Below are 21,984 nucleotides of genomic sequence, written 5' to 3'. Positions count from 1 at the left end.
AGCTTCCCTGACTGCACTGGGATGAACTGAATAAATCTTCTTTCAAGCTTATGTAAAGGGCTCTAATGTCAAATAAAGTTTGACTTTTTAAAGAATTTATAATATTTTTTGAAAGGAGGAAAAATATGTTTGGAAGAATAGGTTTGCCTGAAATTATATTAATACTGCTGATCGTTCTTCTTCTATTCGGTGCAAGGAAGCTTCCAGAGATTGGAAAGGGAATTGGAGAGGGAATTAAAAATTTCAAGAAGGCGATTTCTGGCTCGAGCTCGAAAGAAGAGAAAGAAGAGAATAAATCTCTTTCAAACTCTAACGAGCAGGAAAATAAGTAATTAAAAAAATTAGAATAAAATGGATCCTTTAGTATTAAAAAAATTGGCCGAAGAAAGAGAGGAAAGTGAAAAGCTAAATTTAAAATACCTTAATGAAATTGAGAGTTTAATAAATGCAGAAGAGTTAAAAAATTTAAAATATGAAATTCAAAAGACATTGACAAAAATCAATCAAACAATTAAAAAACCAGCAAAGGTCTCAGATAAAATAAAAAAATTTTTTTTTTAATAAAAAAGAAAAGAACCAATTATTTTACAATTATTTAACAAATCTTAAAGAAATTCTATTTTTTTACGAGAAAATAACAAATTTATGCATTATTTATTTTAAATCCATCATTCCGATGATAGATGCAAAAGAAAGAGAATGGGATGCCCTTGGTTCAAACCATGTAGGAATTTTATTCGATAGTCTTAACTGGAAGATTGACAGGATTGGTTTTCAGCAGGAAGATCTAAGGGCACTTCTTAAAGCTCACACAAAAATTAAAAATGAACTCGATGAGATTGTAATGGATTTAAAAATGTACAGGAAAATCGATGTGAAAAAAACAAAAGATTTATCATCAGCTCTTGAATCTCTTAGTTATCATAGATTTGAAACTCATTTCAGGGGATGGCAGGAAGAAGTAAAGAAAAGGCAGGAAATTTATTTAAAATATTTTAAAGGAAAGAAAAATGTTCTTGACCTTGGATGTGGGAGAGGTGAGTTTCTTGAAATCCTAAAAGAAAATGGAATTGAATCTTATGGAATTGATTTAAATGATGAAATGGTTCAGGTCTGTAAAGAAAAAGGCATTAAATGCGTAAAAGCAGATATTCTTGAGCATCTTCTTTCAATCGATGATGAGTCTTTAGGTGGAATTTTTTCATCTCAGGTTATTGAGCATTTAGAACCAAATTATCTACAGAAACTAATTGGAACAGCTTTTGTAAAATTGAAAAGCGATTCCTATCTAATTCTTGAGACAATAAATCCCAAATCCCTTTTTGCTCTATCTGAAATATTTTCAAGAGATTTTACCCATCGAAAGCCAGTCCATCCAGAAACTTTAAAATTTCTTCTCGAATCCGCTGGTTTTGGAGATATTGAGATAATTTATCTTTCTGAGGTTGGAGAGAAGCAACGTCTTAAAGAAATCCCGGAAGATGATGAGAGATTTCGAATAATTTCAGATAATTTCAGGAAAATAAATAATATTCTCTTTGGTTTCGTTGACTATGCGATTGTAGGATTAAAAAAATGAGTTATTTTTTAGGATATGACGTTGGAGGGACAAAAATAAAGTGTGGTGTAGTTGATGAGGAAGGAGAAATTGAAAGCGAAATTTCAATCGATACTCCGAAGAATCTTCAGGAATTTTTAAATTCAATTGGAAATGTTTTTAAAGATTTTAAAGAGAAATATGATATCGAAGCTGCAGGGCTTGGAATAGCAGGGTTTCATAATTTACAAAAGGGAATTATATACAACTCCCCAAACATTGATTATTTTAGAGAGGTTAAGATAAAGCTTTTCCTTAATCGTTATTTTACTGTGCCGTTTTTTATAAACAATGATGCAAATTTAGCTGCTTGGGGAGAATATAAAAAAGGCTCTGGAAAGAATTCCCATTCTATGGTGTTTATCACCCTGGGGACAGGTGTTGGTTCTGGAATTATACTAAATGGAAAGCTATGGGTTGGTGCAAATGGATTTGGTGGAGAATTTGGCCATTCGGTGGTGAATCCAGAAGGTGATGACTGTAAATGTGGTGGCAAAGGGTGTGTTGAGACAGAGGTCGCTGCAGCGAAAATTCTCAAAAATTATCTTGCAATGAAAAAAAAGGAAGAGATTTTAGACACAAAAGAGATATATTTAAGGGCAGAAAAAGGGGATAAAGAGGCTATCGAGGCTTTTAGAAAAGCAGGGTATTATTTAGGGATAGGCCTTTCATCTCTGATTAATATATTAAATCCCCAGAGAATAGTTATTGGTGGCGGAATTATAGGTGCAGGTGATTTCATTATGAAACCTGCTGTAGAAGAAATAAAGCGAAGGTGTCATGAATGGATATATAAAAACACTGAGATATCCATTGCTTCTTTAGGTAACAGAGCAGGAATGATTGGAGCTGCTCTCTGGGCAAGGGAAAATTTATGAACAAATTCATAAGGAATTTTTCTGTCATTGCTCATATTGACCATGGGAAATCCACGTTTGCCGATAGATTACTCGAGAAAACAGGAGCAATCTCACCAAGAGAGATGGAAGAGCAGGTTCTTGACTCGATGGAGCTGGAAAGAGAAAGGGGAATCACAATTAAAGCTCATACTGTAACTTTGAAATACAGAGCAAGGGATGGAAATGATTATGTATTTAATCTTATTGATACACCAGGTCATGTTGACTTTACATATGAAGTTTCAAGAAGTTTAGCAGCATGCGAAGGCGCTCTTCTTATAATAGATGCCACCCAAGGAGTTGAAGCCCAGACTCTTGCCAACACATACCTTGCAATTGAAAATGACCTTGTTTTGATTCCTCTGATTAATAAAATCGACTTACAAAACGCTGATATACCTCGAACCCTCGAGCAGATGGAACATGTAATAGGGATTAATCAGAGCGAGGCATACCTGATAAGTGCGAAAGAAGGTACAGGAATAGATGAGGTTATAGAAGCAATCGTAGAAAAAATCCCTCCTCCAAAAGGCTCTGAAGAGAATCCTTTAAAAGCCCTTGTATTTGATTCATGGTTTGACCCATACAGAGGGGTAATTGTTTTAGTAAGAATTTTTGATGGCACATTAAAAATAAAGAGGAAAATCAGGTTTTTCAATACAGGAGCCCTGTATGAAGTTGAAGAAGTTGGAAAGCTAACTCCAAAACCTGTAAAATTTGAATTTCTTTCAGCAGGAGAGGTAGGTTATTTAATCGCAAACATCAAGAAAATTTCAGACGTGAGAATCGGTGATACTATTACAGATGATTCCAACCCTGCTTCAGCACCGCTTCCCGGGTTTAAAGAGGCAAAGCCAATGGTTTTCGCCGGGTTGTTTCCTGCAGCAGATACAAATTATGAAGAATTAAAGGATGCTCTTGAGAAATTGAAACTTAATGATTCATCGTTTGTTTATGAACCTGAAAATTCCCCTGCATTGGGCTATGGGTTCAGATGTGGATTCCTTGGGCTTTTACATCAGGAGATAGTTCAAGAAAGGCTCGAAAGAGAGTTTGGATTAAATTTAATAACCACATCTCCGTCTGTGAGATATAAAGTTGCAAAAAGAGACGGAAAATTTTTTGATGTGGAAAATCCTTCAAAGCTACCACCAGCTTCGAATATATTAAGAATTGAAGAACCAATCATTGAGATTTTAATATTGACGCCTGAAGATTATCTCGGGGCGATATTGAAATTATTAGAGAATAGACGGGGGGTTCAGAAAAAACTCGATTATGTTTCAGCTAATAAAATTTTATTAGTATACGATATCCCTCTTAACGAAATAGTTCTTGATTTTTATGGTAAGCTGAAATCTGTTTCCAGTGGTTATGCATCTTTGGATTATACATTCTCAAGGTATCAGGAAGGAGACCTTGTAAGGCTTGATATTTTGTTAAATGGAGAACCAATTGATGCCCTTTCTTCAATCGTGCATAAAGAGAAAGCATACGAAAGGGGAAGAGCTCTTATAACAAAAATGAGAGAGCTGATACCAAGACAGCTTTTCGAGGTGGTGATTCAAGCTGCCATAGGAGGGAGAATAATAGCAAGAGAATCTGTAAAGCCTATGAGAAAGAATGTTTTAGCGAAATGTTATGGAGGTGACGTTACAAGAAAGAAGAAGTTACTTGAAAAGCAGAAAGCTGGCAAGAAGAGGATGAAAAAGATTGGAAGAATTGAAGTTCCTCAGGAAGCCTTCCTCGCCCTGTTAAAGTTAGATTGATTGAAAATTAAAGCCTGCCCTGTACTTGGTTTGTATTAATACGAACCTTTGACAAAGTAACTCCTTCTGATATATTATAAACCATTATTTTGGAGTCCAACCGTTCGGAAAGTAGCAAAAGAAAAAATGCATAAAATCATGGAAATGGTAAAGCCAAAGGTAATTCCACCCTTAGATGAGAACTTCTGTCCTGCTGTTTTATGGAATCATGCCTTTCTTGATGCAATCCATTCATCGGGAAAAGGTATTCCTCTTTTAATCGGTTTAGAGAGAGGGGATGGTTCCATATCGGTTTTTGAAACGGAGGTCTTTCCTTCTGGACATGGGCTGGCTTCTTTAAATCTCTTTTATATAGAAAGGCTTGTTAAGATGCTCCTATGGCAAAAGGGTGGGTATAAGATTATCATTGGGGGTCCTGAAGAAATCGGAGAACATATAAAGAAGGTTTATTCTCCATCGGGAGAAAGAGTGTTTGATTTAAATTTAATGTCCACTGTTTATAAAAAAGATTTTTCTGTAGAGGTTACAGATCCTGAGAAGGTCCCTTCCCCTTCAGAGCCTTCCCTTCCCTTAGGGAGGCATTTAGATGGATGTCGTATTGGATTTGACCTTGGCGCTAGCGATAGAAAAGTAACCTCAGTGGTAGAGGGAGAACCAGTCTTCAGTGAAGAGGTGGCATGGGATCCCCAGAATAAAAAAGACCCGCGCTATCATTATCATGAGATTATGTCTGCCTTACATCGCGCAGCTGCTCATTTGCCTTCTGTGGATGCTATCGGCTGCAGTGCAGCAGGGATCTATATAAATAACCGTGTAATGGTTGCCTCTCTTTTCAGGGGAGTTCCCTCTAACCTTTTCCAAAAAAAAGTGAGAAACCTCTTTCTTGATGTTCAGAAATGGTGGAAAGTTCCCCTTGAGGTTGTAAATGATGGAGAAGTTGCTGCACTGGCGGGCTCGATGACTTTAAATGTGAATAGAGTACTTGGTATTGCCATGGGTTCAAGTCAAGCAGGAGGATATGTCAATGAGAATGGAAACATCACTGGATGGCTTAACGAGTTAGCCTTTGCTCCAGTGGACTTCAACCCTAAAGCTCCTTGGGATGAATGGTCAGGTGACTATGGCTGTGGGGTAAATTATTTCTCACAACAGGCAGTCTTCAGGCTGGCAGAAGTAGTAGGTATAATCCTTGATAAAAGTCAATCCCCTGTGGAAAGACTGAGAGCTGTCCAGGAGCTATTGAAAGAAAAGGATACAAGGGCAATAAAGATATTTGAAACCATAGGTTGCTACTTAGGTTATGGCATCGCCCATTATGCTGATTTCTATGATTTTTCCCATATCCTCATTCTCGGGCGAGTTGCTTCTGAAGAGGGTGGATACATAATAGTGGAAAAGGCAAAGGAAGTTTTGAAGAAGGAATTTCCAGAGCTTGAGAGCCGTATCGAGATACACCTTCCCGATGAGTGGAGCCGTCGTGTTGGTCAGGCTTTAGCAGCAGCAAGCCTGGCTGTTATTGAGAGTAAATAGGAGCAAAAAATGGAACCTAAGCTGAGACATTCTGGAGCGGAAATATTCATCCCCGATAGAAAGCCCGTAGATAAAGGAATGACGAGAACCACCCATTTAGCTATCGCAGCCCATCCAGACGATATGGAGATATTAGCTTATGATGGCATATTAAAATGCTTTGAAAGTGATAAAGAATGGTTCTTTGGCATAATTGTTACGGATGGAGGAGGAAGCCCAAGGGGTGGCCCTTATACAAACTATTCTGATGAGGAAATGAAAAAGGTAAGAAGGAAGGAACAGAAAAAAGCTGCTGTTATTGGTGAATATGCTGGGGTTGCCTTTCTCAACTACCCGAGCTCAGAAGTGAGGGATCCAAAAAATCCAAATCCGAAAGAGGACATAAAGGAGCTTCTCACATTGGCAAAGCCCTCTGTAATCTATACCCATAACCTTGCAGACAAGCACAATACCCATGTGGCAGTGGCATTGAGGACAATAGAAGGATTAAGAGAGTTACCCGAGGAGCTAAAACCATCCCATTTATATGGTTGTGAGGTATGGGGTGGCCTGGATTGGCTTGTAGACGAGGATAAGGTTGTTTTCGATGTATCCGCCCATGAAAATCTTGCATCTTCCCTCTTGGGTGTTTATGATTCCCAGATTTGGGGTGGAAAAAAATATGACCTTGCAACCCTCGGTAGAAGAAGGGCAAATGCCACCTATTATGCCTCCCATGCAGTGGATGTAGCTGCTTCCATGAGCTTTAACATGGATTTAACACCATTGATCAAAGACCCTACACTGGATATTAGAGAATTTATCTTGATTCATATAAACCGATTTGCAGAAGATGTTAAGACAAGAATAGAAGAACTCCTTTGAACTCAGTAGAATTATCCGTTAAAGGATTAATACAAACGCAATAGATAAATTGACATGTAGGGCAAGGGGAGATTTTCAGGTGAAAAGAGGTTAACGAAAGATTTGAAAAATTCATTATAAAAAGTATAATTACTTTTTGTCATGAATTTAGAAACAATTAAAAAAGTTTTAGGATTCGCAGTAGAAACAATAGAATTTTTTATCCCTGAAAAAAAATATTTAATCTTCCCCTTGTTAATTTCAATAATAGAAGATGCGATAAAAAAAAGAGAAAGAAGCGGGGAAATTGCTTTTTCTCTTCCAGTTTTTATAAATCCTGACATTGTAGAAACAAAACCTGATAAATTTATAATGAATTTTTTTACTTCTAATGCAGAACTTAAAAATTATTATGAACCATATGTAAAAAATAAAGATATTAGCTTTTTGAGACAAAGGTTTAACACTCTTTATCCCATCCTCGGCTTGAATGACCCGTTTCTCAGAGCTCTTTTCAAAAAAGAAATTGAAAAAAATGAGTTTGAGAAAATTTTTGAATGTTATGAAGAGAGACTTAAAAAAGCAAAAGAGGACACAGAACCCTTGAGAATGGATAAGGATTTTAGAGTTATGATAAATAAGATTTTAAAAGAGATTTTTAACCTCGGTTTAAGCTCTCTCGATAAAAAAGAGATAAGAAAAATTTTGCTTGAAGAGATAAAAAAGAAATTACATGAATAAGATTAAAAATACAATCCAATTAATTTTTACCCTTCATATTTTTCTTTATTTTTTCAGCTGTTCATCCTATCTTAAAGATGCAAAGATTTACTATATTCAGGCGAACCATTTTGATGAAAACTTTAACACTGAGCAGGCTCTGAAGTATCATAAGAAAGCCCTCGAAAAATTAGAAAAAGAAATAAGAAAAAATCCATCATCCCAGGCTTTTGTTTTAAAGGGATTGATTGAGTTAAATCTTGAAAAATGGGAAGATGCAAAAGGTAGCTTTCTTATCGCAAAAGATTTTGGTTTTGAAGAAGGGGGAAAATGGGCTAAAGAGGTTTCCCTTGCAGGAGTTGGAATTACTCTTGAGAAAATGGGAATTCAAGATGCAACAATCTCTATATGGGCAAACCTTTATCGAAAATCAAAGATTGGGAAGATAAAAGAGTTAGCATCTCAGAAAATGGTTGATATGGAGTTATCTTTGATTTTAGAAATAGATGAAAAGGAAAGGCAAAAGAATCTCAATGAATTGTTAAAAAATGTTAAATCTCTTATAATTGAAGATCCTTCAAATTCTTATTTTCACTATTTGCTCTCCCAGATTTCCTCTCATTTAGATGACTGGAAAACATCCTATGAAGAAGCAATAATGGCAAAGGAATTAGGATTAAGGACAGAAAAGATAAGAAGAGATAATGACCTCCAGATAATATTTTCTTATAAGAATTTAATTAAATCTTCTGAAGGTAATGAGAAAGAAAAGCTGAATAGAGTTTATATGCAATGGATAAAAAGATGGAAATGGAAAGATGGAGAAACTCCTGATTGGAAGGAAAGATAGGGATGTGGCCAGCATTTGAGTGGCTTGGAGATTCCATTAAGATTATTGACCAGAGGTATCTGCCCGAGAAAGAAGAATATATAATCTTGAAAACCCATGAAGAAGTTGCAAAAGCAATAGAAAATATGGCGATAAGAGGAGCACCTGCCATAGGAGTTGTTGCTTCATATGGAATTGCCCTTGGAATGTTAAATCTTTCACTTAATGATAAATTGGATGATAAATTTTATGAAATATGCAAAAGATTAGAGTCCACAAGACCGACGGCAAGGAATCTTTTTTGGGCGATTGAAAGACTCAAGAAAAAATTTGAAGAGAGCAGAAAAGTTCCCCTCGATGAATTAAAAAAGATTCTCATCAAAGAGGCCTGTAAAATTGAAAAAGAGGACGTAGAGTTAAACAGAAAAATCTCAGCATATGGGAGCAGTTTGATTGAAGATGGGGATAGAATATTAACTCATTGTAACGCAGGTGCACTGGCCACATCAGGAATTGGTACTGCTCTTGGAATTATTAAAAAAGCTTTTCAGGATGGGAAAGAAATATCTGTTTTTATTGACGAGACCAGGCCATTCCTTCAGGGAGCAAGACTTTCGACTTGGGAATTACTAAAGGAGAAGATTCCTGTTACTCTGATTACAGATAATATGGCTGGGTGGCTAATGAATAAGGGAGAGATTGATTTGGTTATAGTAGGAGCAGATCGAATCGCTTCGAATGGAGATATTGCTAATAAGATCGGGACATACTCATTATCTATTCTTGCAAAGGAGAATAAAATTCCTTTTTATGTGGCAGCTCCCCATTCAACAATAGATTTATCAATAAGGAATGGAAAACAGATTCCAATCGAAGAAAGGTCTCCAGATGAGGTGCTTTCGATATTGAAAGGGGTAGAATCCTTCACTGAGTTAAAAATAAGGAACCCTGCTTTTGATGTTACTCCAAATAAATACATAACAGCCATCATAACTGACAAGGGCATAATAAGAGCTCCCTACAAGAATAATTTAAGAAAGATATCCCCCCTCTTCCCATAGGGTAGAGGGGAAGGGTAAGGGGGCAGAGTCGTATAGGAATTAAATGCGGTTATAATAATGGATTATTATATTAGGAAATTTAAAAAAATTGAATGAGGCAAGGATGTATGTCCTTGGAATAGAGACTTCCTGTGATGAGACTTCAGTTGCAGTTCTAAACGATAAGAGAGATATCCTTTCTAATGTGATTTTATCTCAGGATGAGATTCATTCTCCATGGGGAGGAGTTGTTCCTGAATTAGCCTCAAGGGAACATCTTCAGAATATTGATTTTATCCTTGAGGAATCCTTGAGAATTGCAGGGTTAAAAATAGAGGAAATAGATTTATTCTGTGTTACTCAGGGGCCAGGACTTATTGGTTCCCTTTTAGTGGGCTTAACCTTTGCAAAAGCCTTATCCCTATATTTTGAAAAACCTCTTGTGGGCGTGAATCATCTTCATTCCCATCTTGAAGCTGCCTTTATCGAAAATGATGTTGAATTCCCTGTTCTCGGGCTCGTTGTTTCTGGAGGTCATACGAGTATTTTTTATTTAAAAAGAGAGCTTGATTTTAATCTGGTGTCAAAGACAAGAGATGATGCGGCTGGAGAAACCATGGACAAAATAGCAAAATTTCTGAACCTTGGATATCCGGGTGGCCCTATAATCGATAGAATGGCAGAAGGAGGAGATTATGAGAGATACAAATTCGCAATTCCAAAAATCAAGGAAAAAACGCTTGATTTCAGTTTTAGCGGGTTGAAAACAGCTGCGCTCCATATAATAAAAAAAGAGAAAATTGATAAGAATAGTAATAATCTGAAGGATTTCCTGGCGAGTTTTCAATACGCAATAATCAATTATCTTATTCATAACGTTGAAAGAGCAATCGATATGGATGATACAAGCTCTATTATCGTAGCAGGGGGGGTTGCAAGAAACAGAGAACTCAGAAAAAGGATGGCTGATTTTTCTAAATCCAGGGGAATAAATGTTTTTATTCCTTCACCAAAGCTTTGCACAGATAACGCTGCTATGGTTGCCTCCCTTGGGTATAAGTTATTCTTGAAAGGAAAAACTATCTCGTATGATGCGAGCGCTTTCTCCCGTTATTATATTAATAATAATGAAAATATCTCTCTTCCCCAATTAATTAAAAAATATAAATAATTGTATTGAACGCATAGAGACATCTGAAAAAGTCTTGTTTTAGTGTCATTCCCGCGAAAGCGGGAATCCAGAAGTCTTTGATTAAAAAACACTGGATTCCCCGATGAAGTCGGGGAATGACGGATCTGGAAGTTTTTCAGGGCTCTCACATAAATTAATTGGCATTTTCTTCGGAGGGCAATCCTTTAGAGCCTGCCCCGTACCTTGCCCTGAACTTGTTTCATGGGTTGTTTCATGGGTTGTTTCATGGGTTGATTCGGGGTCGCTTTTCGCAAGGCTAAAGCCTTGCCCTACAACAAATGTATGAGATGAAGATGTAAATCTAATTCACATAATAAATGTAGGGCAAAGCTTTAGCTTTGCATTATTGAATGAAATTACGCAAGGCTAAAGCCTTGCCCTACTACTAATTTGCATAAATTAGCGTTTTATATTTGTCATTCCTGCCCCCATTTTTATGAGGGTAAACTCCAGCAGTAATCCAGTAAAATCAATAGATTCCCGCTTAAGGCCTGGGGGAATGATGGAACCATAACTTATGCAACTTAGTACTACATCTATTTATTTTTAGCGTTCCCTATAACTTATTTTTTCAAAAACTTATCAAAAAAGTCAGCTGCTGCTTTATAAGCCTGGACCCAGTTTTTGTGGCAGAGAAAACTGTGAACCTCATCCGGAAAGATTAACTGTTCCACATGAGCTTTTCCTTCTGCTCTCAGACGCTGTATTAAGTCTGTAGTTTGAACAAAATCCACGTTGCGGTCATCATCGCCGTGGATAAAAAGAACAGGAGAATACCAGAAACTTACATCAGCAACTGGAGATGAATCCCATGCCAATCGCATCAATTCCTCGCCATGAATTCCCCATCCTCCTCCGTCTCTCTGTCTCGCCCGTAAAGACCAATCATGGACTCCATGCAAATCGACCCCTGCTGCAAAAAGTTCAGAATCACGAGCAAGGCCCAGAGCAGTTAGATATCCTCCGTATGAACCTCCCCATAATCCAATCTTGTTTGGGTTAACTTCAGGTCTTTCCTGAAGATACTTTGCAGCAGCAATGATATCCTGATATTCAGAAGCACCTCTTGGACCCTGGTCGGGAGCTGTTCTAAAAGCACGACCATAGCCAATTCCAGAACGGAAGTTGACGGAAAGGACAACATAACCCTGGCTTGCAAGATATTGATTTAATGCATAAGCATTATGGTAATAACCACGGGGATGCCATCCAAGCAGCATCTGTCTGATAGGTCCTCCGTGCATAAAAATTACTGCGGGTCTTTTATCTCCAGCTTTAGTCTTTTCGGGTAAGAATAGCTGGGAGTTAATTTGTACTCCATCCGGAGATTTGAAAATGACCTGCTGGGGCTCGATTAACTTCTTTTGAGGAAAATCTCCAGGAATAGTTTCAGGACATATTAATCGGATTGAATTTCCTTTTTCTTCAAGAGTAGCTGGTGAGGCGGGTTGTTGAGCTGTTGATGCTAAAAATACTATTCTTTTTTTGGGGGTAATTACAGGACTCCACTCAATCCCTTTTCCTTTTGTTATCTGTTTTAAACCTTTTCCGCCGATATCTACCTGCCATAGATGTCTTCTGTCTATGTCGCCCTGGTTTGAGTTAAAGATAAGAATTTTTCTGTCAGGAGAAAGAAACGAATCTTCCACTTCAAATTCACCAGGGGTCAGGCAGATTTCCTTTCCTCTATTAGCAGGAACTGAGTAAAGATGCATCCAGCTCTCATGCTCTGAATAAAAAACTAAATAATCGCCATAAGCCCATCTTAGAGGTTCGGAAGGGTAGTATTGAGCAAACCCTCCTGTGGGATTTGGGGATGCCCACACCTGTTTTGTTTGTCCAGTTGATACCTCAGCTACATAAAGATAAAAAGGCAATTCTAAATCTCGAGTAGTAGGTGGGTCAGCCATGGCTCCTGGAATCCGAATAAAAGCGATTCTTTTGCTGTCTGGAGACCATACCGGTTCGTTATCCCTATCAACCGTGGGAGCAATCCAGGTAATTTCTTTTTTTTCCATATCGAAAATTCCTATAAAGCTATGGTCTTCTCGTGAACTAACGAATGCTAATTTCGAGCCATCAGGTGACCAGACTGGAGAGGTATTCCTTCCTCTTGCTTCAAAAAGAAGTTGAGCCTTCTCACTTCCATCTAGAGGTGCTTTAAAAATTTTTCCCTGTCTTTCAAAAACAACTAAATCTCCTCGAGGAGATATCTGGGGATTTGTTCCCTGGCCAATCTGCCATGTCTTGCCATCTTCTACTTTTAAAGCCAGAATAACCTGTTGAGCTCCTTTAGGGTCACTGGTTGGGTTTGGTATTTCGCCCTGACGGTTGGGGGAGCCGCCTCGCACATAAACAATTATCGAAGCATCGGGGCTGAAAGTTAATCCACTTATTTCCTGGCCATCATCTTCATTGTAATCTGTTATCTGTCTAACTTTATAATCAGGCCCATCAGCAACCCATATATTTCTTTTACCCTGATCGTTGAATACCCAAGCCACTCTATCCATTTTTTCAGATGCAACTAAATTTGAAGGAAATGGAGCACTCATTATCATTTCAATTGTAAAAGATTGTTTTTGAGTTTCAGATAATGAGATTGATGTAAAAAGTGATACAAAAACTAAAACTAAAAATAAAACTTTAAAAATTGAAATTAATTTTTTTCTCATTTCTTCATGCCTCCTCTTTTTATTTACACTAAAATTTTTAACATCTTATAAAAATATTTTCCACAAATTTTTATATAAAGGTATATAAAAGGGTCAGGTTCTTTTATTCCTGAGGAGGATTTATAACATTTTTCGGTTACATTTTAGATGATTTAAAACATGTAATTGACTCAAGTCAATCCTTGTGCTATTTTGGTAAAGACGGGGCGTAGCTCAGCCTGGATCAGAGCACATGGTTTGGGACCATGGGGTCGGAGGTTCGAATCCTCTCGCCCCGATTGCGCCTATAGCTCAGTAGGATAGAGCAGCTGCCTTCTAAGCAGCGGGTCGGGGGTTCGAGTCCCTCTAGGCGCGCCATTTTTTATTGATTTTGCAATCTTCTTATTTTATTGTATAAATTTCTTAATTATAAATAAGGAGGTTACTTAAATTCCAAAGCCAAAATTAAAATCTGGAAGAATAAGCGAAAGAAGACAAAACTCTCGGAGAGAGTTTTTAAGGGGAATTTTCTCGATAAGCTTGCCTGCTTTACTGAGAATAATGAGTAAAAGTCCTCTATATTCTCTTCAGAGAATTTCAGAGCAATCGATTGTCGATGAAGAATACTACTGGGATCTTGTAAGAGAGCACTTCATTCTTTCAAAAAAAGGAATTTATTTAAACAATGGAAGTCTTGGAATTTCACCAAGAATTGTTGTCGAAGCTGTGATAAGAGATATAGTTCAAAATGAAATATATTTTACAGAGACGAAAGAGGATTATTCAAACCTCAAAGAAATCGGAGCAGAGTTTCTTGGAGCAGACCCTGAAGAAATTGTAATTACAAGGAATACCACTGAAGGAATGAACATGGTAGCCCAGGGTCTTGTTCTTAAAAAAGGGGATGAAATACTTACATCCGACCATGAACATGTGGGAGGTAAAGCATGCTGGGAAGTGAGAGAAGCAAGGGATGGGATAAGAATAAAAAGAGTCCACCTTCCCTTTCAACCTGCAGATGAAAATGAGATTTTAAACATCATAAATGATGGAATCGCAAAGAAAACGAAAGTGATAAGTATATCTCATATCCTTTTCACAAATGGCGCAGTTATGCCTGTAAAAGAGATATGCAAGTTAGCAAGGGATAAAAAAATTCTATCTGTAATCGATGGAGCTCATCCACCTGGAATGATTAAAATAAATCTTAAAGAGATCGGCTGTGACTTTTATGCATCTTCGTTCCATAAATGGCTTTTAGCACCTAAAGGAACAGGACTTCTTTACATAAGAAAAGAAATCAATCACCTTCTCTATCCTGTAATCGCAAGCGGAGGATGGAATGATTTAAAACTTTTATCTGATAGATTCACTGTCGGAACGATCAATGAATCATTGCTGGTTGGATTAAAAAAAGCTTTTGAATTTCAGAACACAATTGGAAAAGAAAGAATTGAACTGAGAATTAAACAATTAAATCGATATCTGAGGGGGAAACTTTTTGAAATTCCAGGCTTGAAAATTCATTCACCGATGAACAATTCTCTTTCAGCAGGCATTGTATCATTTAAGATTGATGGAATACCTGCAGCAGAGATAGCAAAAAAATTATGGAAAAATCAGAAGATTGTAGTTAGAATTGTCTCCGAATATGATTATGATTTGACAAGAGTGTCAACCCACATCTATAACTCTTTCTCTGATATCGATAGGTTCATCGAATCTCTCAAACTTATTGTTGAGAGAAAGATTTAATCACAAATTGGAAAAATTGACCTGGGATAAATTAAATAGACTATTGAATCTATCACCTCTTATTCTTTTAACTCTGATTCCATTTATGAGGTTTAAACTTTATGTTCACAGGACTGATTTCATAACAAGAGCATTTTTTTTACTTTTCATAGTTTTGTTTTTGATTGTCTATCTCAATTTAGAACCTATAAAAAATGTTTTTAGAAAAAGAATAATGAATTTATTGGAAAATATTTCAAGAATTAATATAAAAAATCTCATTTTCCTACTTTTTTTTATTTCTTTAGCAATCTATACAATTTTCCTGTTTGCATTTCTCTCTAAGAATATCTCATTCTCGGGAGATGAACCTCACTATCTTCTTATCTCCCACAGCATATTAAAGGATGGAGACATAAATTTAAGGAATAATTATATAAGAGAGGATTACAAGACATTTTTTCCATATAGACTGAGACCCCACGCAACCTGGGGGATAAAAGGCCCATCGGAATGGTATTCGATCCATCTTCCGGGTCTTTCATACCTTGTTCTCCCGGCTTACTGGATTTCCACCCAGATTCATGGCTGGGCAGATTTTATAGTCAGATTTTTCATGATTCTATTGAGCGCATTTTTAGGAATTCAGATATTTTTATTTGCAAAGGATGAATTTAAAAATTTGAAAATAGCTCTTTCAATCTGGGCCATTTATTCTTTTTCCGTTCCAATTCTATTTTATTCTTTTCATGTCTACCCTGAAATTCCAATGATTTCATTTTCTGTTTATGTATTGAGGATTGTTCGCTTTAATAAATTGAATTTATTCAATTCATTCTTCTGTGGCGTGCTTCTCTCGACTTTTCCATGGTTTGGGGTAAAATACAATATAATTCTTATCTCAATTTTTTTATTTTTAATTTATTCTGCGATAAAGAATAAAATTTATTTTATTAGAATAATCCCAATTATCTTAATTCCTTTGATTTCGTATTTGTTTTTCCTTAATTTTATGTATTCTAAGTATGGGACCATTTCTACTTTTGCTGTTTATGAGGGAACATTAACACCTGAAAAGATGAAGTATTTAAAAGATCTTATAATGAGAAAAATATCTTTAAAATTGAGGATAGATTCCTTTCTGGATTATTTTTTTGACCAGAGGGATGGACTTCTTCCATATTCTCCTTTTTATTTTTTCTCATTCCTTGGATTAGTGGAAATTCTCAGAAAATCAAAGATTGAGTTTTTTCTATGGTCGATCCTCTCATTTTCATTCCTCTTTAACTACGCATTTTTAACACATAGGGGAGGATGGTGCCCGCCCGCAAGACCTTTCACAGCAGTTTCCTTTGCGTTTATAATTTTTCTTGGCTTTTTTCTCAAAGAGAATAAATCTAAATTTTTTATGACAATTTTTTTCCTTTCTCTGTGTCTTTCAATTTTGATTTCAGTATTTCTGACCCTTGATCCCCTTGCTCTTTATCAGCCAACAACCCATGATGTAAAAATAAGAGCAGGGGCTCTTTTTTACGATTTGAGCAATCTATACATCTCGTTACCAAAGTTTCTTCCCTCTTTTATTAAAATAGATAACTGGGGATACATTCCAAATTATTTCTGGGTATTTCTAACAGTTGCTTTAATTTTTATTTACATTTTTAAAATCAGAAAGCCTGAATTTCTAAAAAAAATCAACATAAATAAAATCCTCACTCTCATTTTTACTTTACTCTTAGTCTTTATATTTGTTGTTTTTCCAAGAATAAGAATTACAGGCTCAAAGAGAGCAATTTATCTGGATAGAACAAAGGTCTCATTCCATTCAATCGATGAAACTACTTTAATGGAAGATTTTGGAAAATTCTCCCTTTTCAATAAAGGAAAATTCGATTTTGTTTTTACATCTTTTAAAAAAATAAATAGGATAAAATTTCTAATAAATAGAAAGAAAATCAAAGCCAAAGCTTCCCTCTTTTCCGGAGATGTTTTAATCTATAAAGGTCTAACAGAAAAAGAATTTGAAAAATCTATCGAAAACCCCCCTTTTTTCCCTTATAAAGATCGCTATCTTTATTTTATTCGATTAAAAATTTACGATGAAACTGAAATTAGCGAAGAGCCCCCTTTTGTTTTGTCTATAATCCCCTCTTCAAAGTAAAAATGCAAAAAAATGGGGTCAGGTCTTGTTTTTTGCATTTTTGCGTGTGAAAAAGTAGCCTGTCCCCTTTTTGCTTTTTGCGAATTATAACTAATGCAAACGTATTCAATTTTAATACATTTCTACCCCCTCACCCTTCCCTCTCCCCTAAGGGGAGAAGATTAAAGCTTGCCCCGAACCTTGCCCTGAACTTGTTTCATGGGTTGATACGGGGGTGAGGGATAAAAATAGTGTGCTGTCCCATAAATATCTTTACAGACAAAGAATTTCTCCTTAAGCGCACTGAAGGGGTATGGGGAAGGAACTTCCACAGCCTGGGGAGCAAAGCGTCTAAGGAGATCTTTCTCCCATAGGGAAAGTGTCGTGTCACAAAGGAATAACAAAAGATATTTAAGTGACACGACAATAGAATGGAACAAATATTTGTGCTTTTCTATTAATTTTTAAAGGTTCTGTTTGATAATCTAAATTTTTTCTTATAAAATCTTTTTTTAAAATAGAGGAGGCAAGATGAGTATAGAAAGAAAGGCAAGAGCCATAATAATTTTTATTTCTTTTATAGGTTTTTTTATCTATTTAGCCACTTTGATAAAAAACCCAACAGAAATTTCAATGAATGGAAATTTTTATATCTCATATGTTCATAGAGACGAGCAGCCTGAAAAAAAGGACAAGCTGATTCAGGTAAAATCTTCATCCCCTATCGGTGCAGAAGAAGTTACATTAAATTTAAGGAAAGAGAAAGGATTTGAGACTTTTACCATGACCCAACTTCAAGGTACAGATTATTATTTTTACAATTTAAAAGGAAAGCCAAAGGGAGAAAGAACTTACTTTTTTTTCAAGGCAAAGGATAGGGAAGGAAAAGAAATTATTCTTCCGAAAAATGCTCCGAAAAATTTATATTTCATAAAGCATGAAGGGTCAGTTTCAAAAGTGGGGACTTTGTTCCATATCACACTTATGATGACTGCTTTGTTCATACTGATTCATTCGCTTTATTTTTCTTTACTTCATCTTTTTGGTGATGATAAAAATGAAACGATTTCCAAGATGACTAATTCTGTGTTAATTGCTCTGGTTGTGTTTTTTATTACCGGGTTTCCGATTGGATGGTGGATTGCCTATGAAGTATATGGGAAAGCCTGGACAGGGATCCCTTTTGGAATGGATATAACTGATAATAAAACTTTAATAATTCTAATTTACTGGCTTTTAGCCCTTCTTGTTTATAAATTCAAAAAAATCGATTCAAAGCTTTTTGCAAAGCTTGTGATTTTAGGAGCAATATTTACCCTTATCTTATTCCTTATCCCCCACAGCATCTAGTGTCATGTCACTTAAATACCTTTCATTATATTATTGTGACATGACACTTTCCCTATGGGAGAAAGATCTCCTTAGACGCTTTGCTCCCCAGGCTGGGGAAGTTCCTTCCCCATACCCCTTCAGTGTGCTTTATGAGAAATTGTTTGTCTGGAAAGAGATTTATGAGACATCACACTAGAACAAAAAGGGTGGGCTACCTTTTTAAAATCAGAGACGCCTCTGAATTTTTTAATTTAGATTTGCAAAGAGTATAGACATTGCGTGATTGAGAACTCGCCCAATTTTAACCCCATAATTCAAAATTTGACTTGCAAATTTAAAAAATGTCTTGTATCATAAAATAGGTGATAATAAAGTGAAAACTTCTGTAACAAAAAAAGGCCAAACAGTGATTCCATCTTTTATAAGGCATAAATATGGCATAAAAGATGGTACCTCTTTGGAATGGATTGACACAGGAAAAACCATCAAAGTTATTCCAGTTCCTGAGGATATTGTTAAAGCTCTGAGAGGTTCGGCTAAAGGAGAGAAATTAAATCAAATATTAATTTCTGAACGTCAGAAGGATAAACTGATTGAATAAAAATTTCATTTTAGATACATCTGCCATTATTTCTCTACTTGAAGATGAGCAAGGAGCTGATAGAGTCGAAGATGTAATCAAGAAACATAATGTTTATATTCCTTTCATTGTTTTAATTGAGATATATTACATCACATTGAAAAGAAGAGGTCAGGAAATTGCAGATGAAAGATATGCAATGTTAAAACGACTCCCTGCAAAAATTTTGAATGAAATTGACGAACCAATACTTTTAAGCGCAGGATATTTAAAAGCAAATCATCCCATTTCTTTAGCTGATGCAATAATTGCAGCTTATGCAAAACAGATGGATGCAATTCTAATTCATAAAGATCCTGAATATGAAATATTAAAGGAGTACATAGCTCAGGAATCTCTTCCCTATAAGGAATAAATTTAAAATTTAATATATCGATGTCTATCGGTGTTAAGCCTGACACCGCATGATTAAAAAAATGCAAAAAATAAGACCTGACCCCATTTTTTGCATTTTTGCGTGAAAAGTTTGTGAACATGTGTTAATACAAAAGCAATAAATAATTTGTAGGGCAACCCTTCAGAGCCTGCCCCGAACCTTGCCCTGGACTTGTTTCATGGGTTGATTCGGAGGTTGCTTAATGCATGGCTAAAGCCATGCCCTACATGTCAATTTATTTAATTCGTTTGTGTTAGTTTAATTAAAAAACTATCCAACACCTTTTTGGAGGAGAGTAGATAAGTTTGTATTTCTTTTAAGGGGTTTATTGTTCCTTATTGCAATGAAGAGAGCTTTTTTTGAACCAATTATAATCGCCAATTTTTTTGCTCTTGTTAAAGCTGTGTAGAGGAGATTCCTCTGAAGCATTATATAATGCTGTGTTAGAAGGGGAATTATACAGGCTATATATTCGCTTCCCTGGGATTTATGAATGGATATTGCATAGGATAGAACCAACTCATCAAATTCTTCCCTTCCGTATTCAATCTCCCTATCTTCAAATTTTACTCTCATCCTCCTCTCGCTTATGTCCATTACCTTTCCCATATCTCCGTTGAATACTTCTTTATCGTAATTATTTTTTATTTGCATCACTTTATCTCCCTGGTGGAATGGAATCTCTGAGATTTTTTTCCCGCTGGGGTTCAATAATTTCTGAAGGGCTCTGTTTAGATTATCAACTCCTATAATTCCTTTATACATCGGAGATATTAACTGAACATCCGATGAAATTGATTCAAAACCGTATTTCCTTGGAATCGTTTCAGAGAGTTCAAGAATTTTCTTATACACTTCGTTCTCGTCCTCCTCAGGAATAAATTGAAAGTCATAGGTGTCATCTTTTGGAAGATAAGGAAACTCTCCCCGTCTGATTCTGTGACTATTCAAAACAATCATACTTTTTTTAGCCTGCCTGAATATTTCATTAAGTTCAACAACAGGAATGGCATTTGATTCAATTATATCTTTCAATACATTACCGGGACCAACAGAGGGAAGCTGGTCTTTATCTCCTACTATTAAAAGACTTGTCCAGGAAGGAATCGCCTTTACCAAATTATAAAAAAGTGGGAGATCCACCATTGAAAACTCATCTATCACAACAAGGTCTGCTTTTAATGGGTTATTTTCGTTGCGGAAAAACCTATTTTCCTGGGGTCTGTATTCAAGAAGTCTATGTATTGTTTTTGCATCCTCACCGGATGTCTCCCCCAATCTTTTTGCCGCCCTTCCTGTTGGAGCACACAATACCACAAGCTTTCCCATGCTCCTGTATATTTTTGAGATTGCTCTTATGAGAGTTGTTTTTCCCGTGCCAGGTCCCCCTGTTATTATAATAACTTTTTCATCTATAGCTTTTTTTATCGCTTCTTTCTGTTTCTCTGCAAATTCGATTCCCATCTCTTTTTCTGTTTCTTCAATCCATTTTGACACATCGATATTTTTAAAAAGTTTCGGATATGAAAGAAGGTTCAGGATTGATTCAGCCACCTCTCTTTCAATCTTATAAAAAAACGGAAGATATAACGCTTTTTGATAAGTTTCTAATTCAGCGGTCAAAATTTCAGATGAGGATTTCATAAACTCATTTGGTCTCAAATTTGATGCTATAGGTTCTTCGATGACGAGCTTCTCTCTTTTTAATTCTTCTACAGCCCTTCCTATCTCCTCTTCTTCAACTTCCAGCTGTTTTGCTGCTTTTTTTATGAGACTATTTTTAATGGAAAAGACATTTCCTTCTGACAAATCTTCTTCCATTAAATATAGAATGTATGCTTTTATTCTTATGAAAGATTTTGGGTCAATCCCAAGGGATAGCGCTATTTTATCAGCTGTTTTAAACCCAACTCCCCAGATGTCAAGAGCAAGCTGATAAGGGTTATTCTTGATCACCTCGAGTGAATTATTTTTATAGAATTTATAAATCTTCAGGGCTAAATTTATTGATATACCAAATTCCTGAATCGAAGAGATTATTCTGAATTTTTCTCTCTCTTTATTCCAGGAATTTTTTATTAGCTCTAATTTTTTTTCGCCGATTCCAGAGGTTTTTTTTAATTCCTCAGGACTTTTATCAAGGATTTCGACTGTTCTTTCTCCGAATTTTTCAACAATTTTTTTTGCATATTTATTTCCGATTCCCTTTATCAATCCGGAGGCTAAAAATTTTTCAATCCCTTTTTTCGAGGAAGGAATTAAAAGTTCAACTTTCTGGACTTTAAATTGTTTTCCATATTTTGGCGATACAATCCATTCTCCTTCAATCCTTACATGTTCTCCTTCTTTAACTGATGGAAAATTTCCAAGAGCAGTAATTTCATCTCCTTTTTCGTATTCTTTTAGCTTTAAAATTGCAAATCCTGATTCTGAGTTTTCATAGATTATTTTTTCTATTGTGCCCTGCAATATTTCTAACATTTTTAATTTAAGAAATTATTAACATATGATACAAATTTTAGCAAGAAAATGCCATAACTCAATGTTTTATTTGACATTAAGACTGTATATTCCGATCCAAAGTGGCCATCGATTCCGATTCAAACCGGCCACTGATTCTGATTGAAAGTGGCCACCCATTCCGATTTATTCCGGCCACTTTTTCGATGAAATCAGAATTTGAAAAAGT

General features: G+C 35.9%; 18 protein-coding genes and 2 tRNA genes. 18 read left to right on the top strand and 2 right to left on the bottom strand.

Going from position 1 to position 21,984, the window contains the following annotated elements:
* The first annotated feature begins 125 nt into the window (after window positions 1–125).
* From tatA to tsaD, 11 genes are all read left to right on the top strand, one after another.
* A complete protein-coding gene (tatA, locus tag AB1410_06825) occupies window positions 126–332 on the top strand; it encodes a twin-arginine translocase TatA/TatE family subunit (GenBank protein ID MEW6456405.1) in 207 nt (68 codons plus the stop codon).
* A 19-nt stretch (window positions 333–351) separates the two neighbouring features.
* The gene (locus tag AB1410_06820) at window positions 352–561 is read left to right on the top strand and encodes a hypothetical protein (GenBank protein ID MEW6456404.1); all 210 of its coding nucleotides are present in this window, start codon (window positions 352–354) and stop codon (window positions 559–561) included.
* A 115-nt stretch (window positions 562–676) separates the two neighbouring features.
* On the top strand, window positions 677–1,579 hold the full coding sequence (locus tag AB1410_06815; protein MEW6456403.1) for a class I SAM-dependent methyltransferase: 903 nt from the start codon (window positions 677–679) through the stop codon (window positions 1,577–1,579).
* A complete protein-coding gene (locus AB1410_06810; GenBank protein ID MEW6456402.1) occupies window positions 1,576–2,475 on the top strand; it encodes an ROK family protein in 900 nt (299 codons plus the stop codon). Before AB1410_06815 ends, AB1410_06810 begins: the two co-directional genes overlap by 4 nt.
* Window positions 2,472–4,265, top strand: a complete 1,794-nt coding sequence (lepA, locus tag AB1410_06805) for a translation elongation factor 4 (GenBank protein ID MEW6456401.1) — start codon at window positions 2,472–2,474, stop codon at window positions 4,263–4,265. The genes AB1410_06810 and lepA overlap by 4 nt, the downstream gene beginning before the upstream one ends.
* Before the next feature lie 126 nt (window positions 4,266–4,391).
* A complete protein-coding gene (locus AB1410_06800; protein ID MEW6456400.1) occupies window positions 4,392–5,795 on the top strand; it encodes an ROK family protein in 1,404 nt (467 codons plus the stop codon).
* 9 nt (window positions 5,796–5,804) lie between these two features.
* Entirely contained in the window at window positions 5,805–6,659 is an 855-nt protein-coding gene (locus AB1410_06795) for a PIG-L family deacetylase (GenBank protein MEW6456399.1), read from the top strand.
* Between the two features lie 141 nt (window positions 6,660–6,800).
* A complete protein-coding gene (locus AB1410_06790; protein MEW6456398.1) occupies window positions 6,801–7,379 on the top strand; it encodes a hypothetical protein in 579 nt (192 codons plus the stop codon).
* Window positions 7,372–8,208, top strand: a complete 837-nt coding sequence (locus AB1410_06785) for a hypothetical protein (protein MEW6456397.1) — start codon at window positions 7,372–7,374, stop codon at window positions 8,206–8,208. Before AB1410_06790 ends, AB1410_06785 begins: the two co-directional genes overlap by 8 nt.
* A 2-nt stretch (window positions 8,209–8,210) precedes the next feature.
* Window positions 8,211–9,248, top strand: coding sequence for an S-methyl-5-thioribose-1-phosphate isomerase (mtnA, locus tag AB1410_06780; protein ID MEW6456396.1), 1,038 nt, complete (start codon window positions 8,211–8,213; stop codon window positions 9,246–9,248).
* Between the two features lie 103 nt (window positions 9,249–9,351).
* A complete protein-coding gene (gene tsaD / locus AB1410_06775; GenBank protein ID MEW6456395.1) occupies window positions 9,352–10,398 on the top strand; it encodes a tRNA (adenosine(37)-N6)-threonylcarbamoyltransferase complex transferase subunit TsaD in 1,047 nt (348 codons plus the stop codon).
* A 584-nt stretch (window positions 10,399–10,982) separates the two neighbouring features.
* Here tsaD and AB1410_06770 read toward each other — a convergent pair.
* Window positions 10,983–13,094 (bottom strand): prolyl oligopeptidase family serine peptidase, encoded by a 2,112-nt coding sequence (locus AB1410_06770; protein MEW6456394.1) that lies wholly within the window; start codon window positions 13,092–13,094, stop codon window positions 10,983–10,985.
* A 202-nt stretch (window positions 13,095–13,296) separates the two neighbouring features.
* Here AB1410_06770 and AB1410_06765 point away from each other — a divergent pair.
* The 7 genes from AB1410_06765 (at window position 13,297) to AB1410_06735 (ending at window position 19,274) form a co-directional block, all read left to right on the top strand.
* Window positions 13,297–13,372 (top strand) — tRNA-Pro (locus AB1410_06765).
* 2 nt (window positions 13,373–13,374) lie between these two features.
* Window positions 13,375–13,451, top strand: a tRNA-Arg gene (locus tag AB1410_06760).
* Between the two features lie 183 nt (window positions 13,452–13,634).
* Complete coding sequence (locus AB1410_06755; GenBank protein ID MEW6456393.1) at window positions 13,635–14,828, top strand: aminotransferase class V-fold PLP-dependent enzyme; 1,194 nt, start codon at window positions 13,635–13,637, stop codon at window positions 14,826–14,828.
* Between the two features lie 7 nt (window positions 14,829–14,835).
* Window positions 14,836–16,968 carry a hypothetical protein gene (locus AB1410_06750; protein ID MEW6456392.1) on the top strand — a complete coding sequence of 711 codons (2,133 nt, stop codon included), beginning with the start codon at window positions 14,836–14,838 and terminating at the stop codon, window positions 16,966–16,968.
* Between the two features lie 510 nt (window positions 16,969–17,478).
* Window positions 17,479–18,297 carry a hypothetical protein gene (locus AB1410_06745; GenBank protein MEW6456391.1) on the top strand — a complete coding sequence of 273 codons (819 nt, stop codon included), beginning with the start codon at window positions 17,479–17,481 and terminating at the stop codon, window positions 18,295–18,297.
* A gap of 355 nt (window positions 18,298–18,652) precedes the next feature.
* A complete protein-coding gene (locus AB1410_06740) occupies window positions 18,653–18,880 on the top strand; it encodes an AbrB/MazE/SpoVT family DNA-binding domain-containing protein (GenBank protein MEW6456390.1) in 228 nt (75 codons plus the stop codon).
* Window positions 18,873–19,274, top strand: a complete 402-nt coding sequence (locus tag AB1410_06735; protein ID MEW6456389.1) for a PIN domain-containing protein — start codon at window positions 18,873–18,875, stop codon at window positions 19,272–19,274. Before AB1410_06740 ends, AB1410_06735 begins: the two co-directional genes overlap by 8 nt.
* Before the next feature lie 291 nt (window positions 19,275–19,565).
* Here the strand turns inward: AB1410_06735 and AB1410_06730 are convergent, their stop codons facing one another.
* A complete protein-coding gene (locus AB1410_06730; protein MEW6456388.1) occupies window positions 19,566–21,776 on the bottom strand; it encodes an ATP-dependent RecD-like DNA helicase in 2,211 nt (736 codons plus the stop codon).
* Window positions 21,777–21,984 lie beyond the last annotated feature (208 nt).

It is taken from the genome of Acidobacteriota bacterium (genome assembly GCA_040756905.1).
Taxonomy (GTDB): Bacteria; Acidobacteriota; Aminicenantia; order JBFLYD01; family JBFLYD01; genus JBFLYD01.
This window is presented reverse-complemented; position numbering and strand designations above follow the sequence as displayed.

Excerpts from the sequence above, each read along its gene's own strand:
- tatA (MEW6456405.1), top strand. The coding sequence starts at position 126 with ATGTTTGGAAGAATAGGTTTGCCTGAAATTATATTAATACTGCTGATC.
- AB1410_06820 (MEW6456404.1), top strand. The coding sequence starts at position 352 with ATGGATCCTTTAGTATTAAAAAAATTGGCCGAAGAAAGAGAGGAAAGT.
- AB1410_06815 (MEW6456403.1), top strand. The coding sequence starts at position 677 with ATGATAGATGCAAAAGAAAGAGAATGGGATGCCCTTGGTTCAAACCAT.
- AB1410_06810 (MEW6456402.1), top strand. The coding sequence starts at position 1,576 with ATGAGTTATTTTTTAGGATATGACGTTGGAGGGACAAAAATAAAGTGT.
- lepA (MEW6456401.1), top strand. The coding sequence starts at position 2,472 with ATGAACAAATTCATAAGGAATTTTTCTGTCATTGCTCATATTGACCAT.
- AB1410_06800 (MEW6456400.1), top strand. The coding sequence starts at position 4,392 with ATGCATAAAATCATGGAAATGGTAAAGCCAAAGGTAATTCCACCCTTA.
- AB1410_06795 (MEW6456399.1), top strand. The coding sequence starts at position 5,805 with ATGGAACCTAAGCTGAGACATTCTGGAGCGGAAATATTCATCCCCGAT.
- AB1410_06790 (MEW6456398.1), top strand. The coding sequence starts at position 6,801 with ATGAATTTAGAAACAATTAAAAAAGTTTTAGGATTCGCAGTAGAAACA.
- AB1410_06785 (MEW6456397.1), top strand. The coding sequence starts at position 7,372 with ATGAATAAGATTAAAAATACAATCCAATTAATTTTTACCCTTCATATT.
- mtnA (MEW6456396.1), top strand. The coding sequence starts at position 8,211 with ATGTGGCCAGCATTTGAGTGGCTTGGAGATTCCATTAAGATTATTGAC.
- tsaD (MEW6456395.1), top strand. The coding sequence starts at position 9,352 with ATGTATGTCCTTGGAATAGAGACTTCCTGTGATGAGACTTCAGTTGCA.
- AB1410_06770 (MEW6456394.1), bottom strand. The coding sequence starts at position 13,094 with ATGAGAAAAAAATTAATTTCAATTTTTAAAGTTTTATTTTTAGTTTTA.
- AB1410_06755 (MEW6456393.1), top strand. The coding sequence starts at position 13,635 with ATGAGTAAAAGTCCTCTATATTCTCTTCAGAGAATTTCAGAGCAATCG.
- AB1410_06745 (MEW6456391.1), top strand. The coding sequence starts at position 17,479 with ATGAGTATAGAAAGAAAGGCAAGAGCCATAATAATTTTTATTTCTTTT.
- AB1410_06730 (MEW6456388.1), bottom strand. The coding sequence starts at position 21,776 with ATGTTAGAAATATTGCAGGGCACAATAGAAAAAATAATCTATGAAAAC.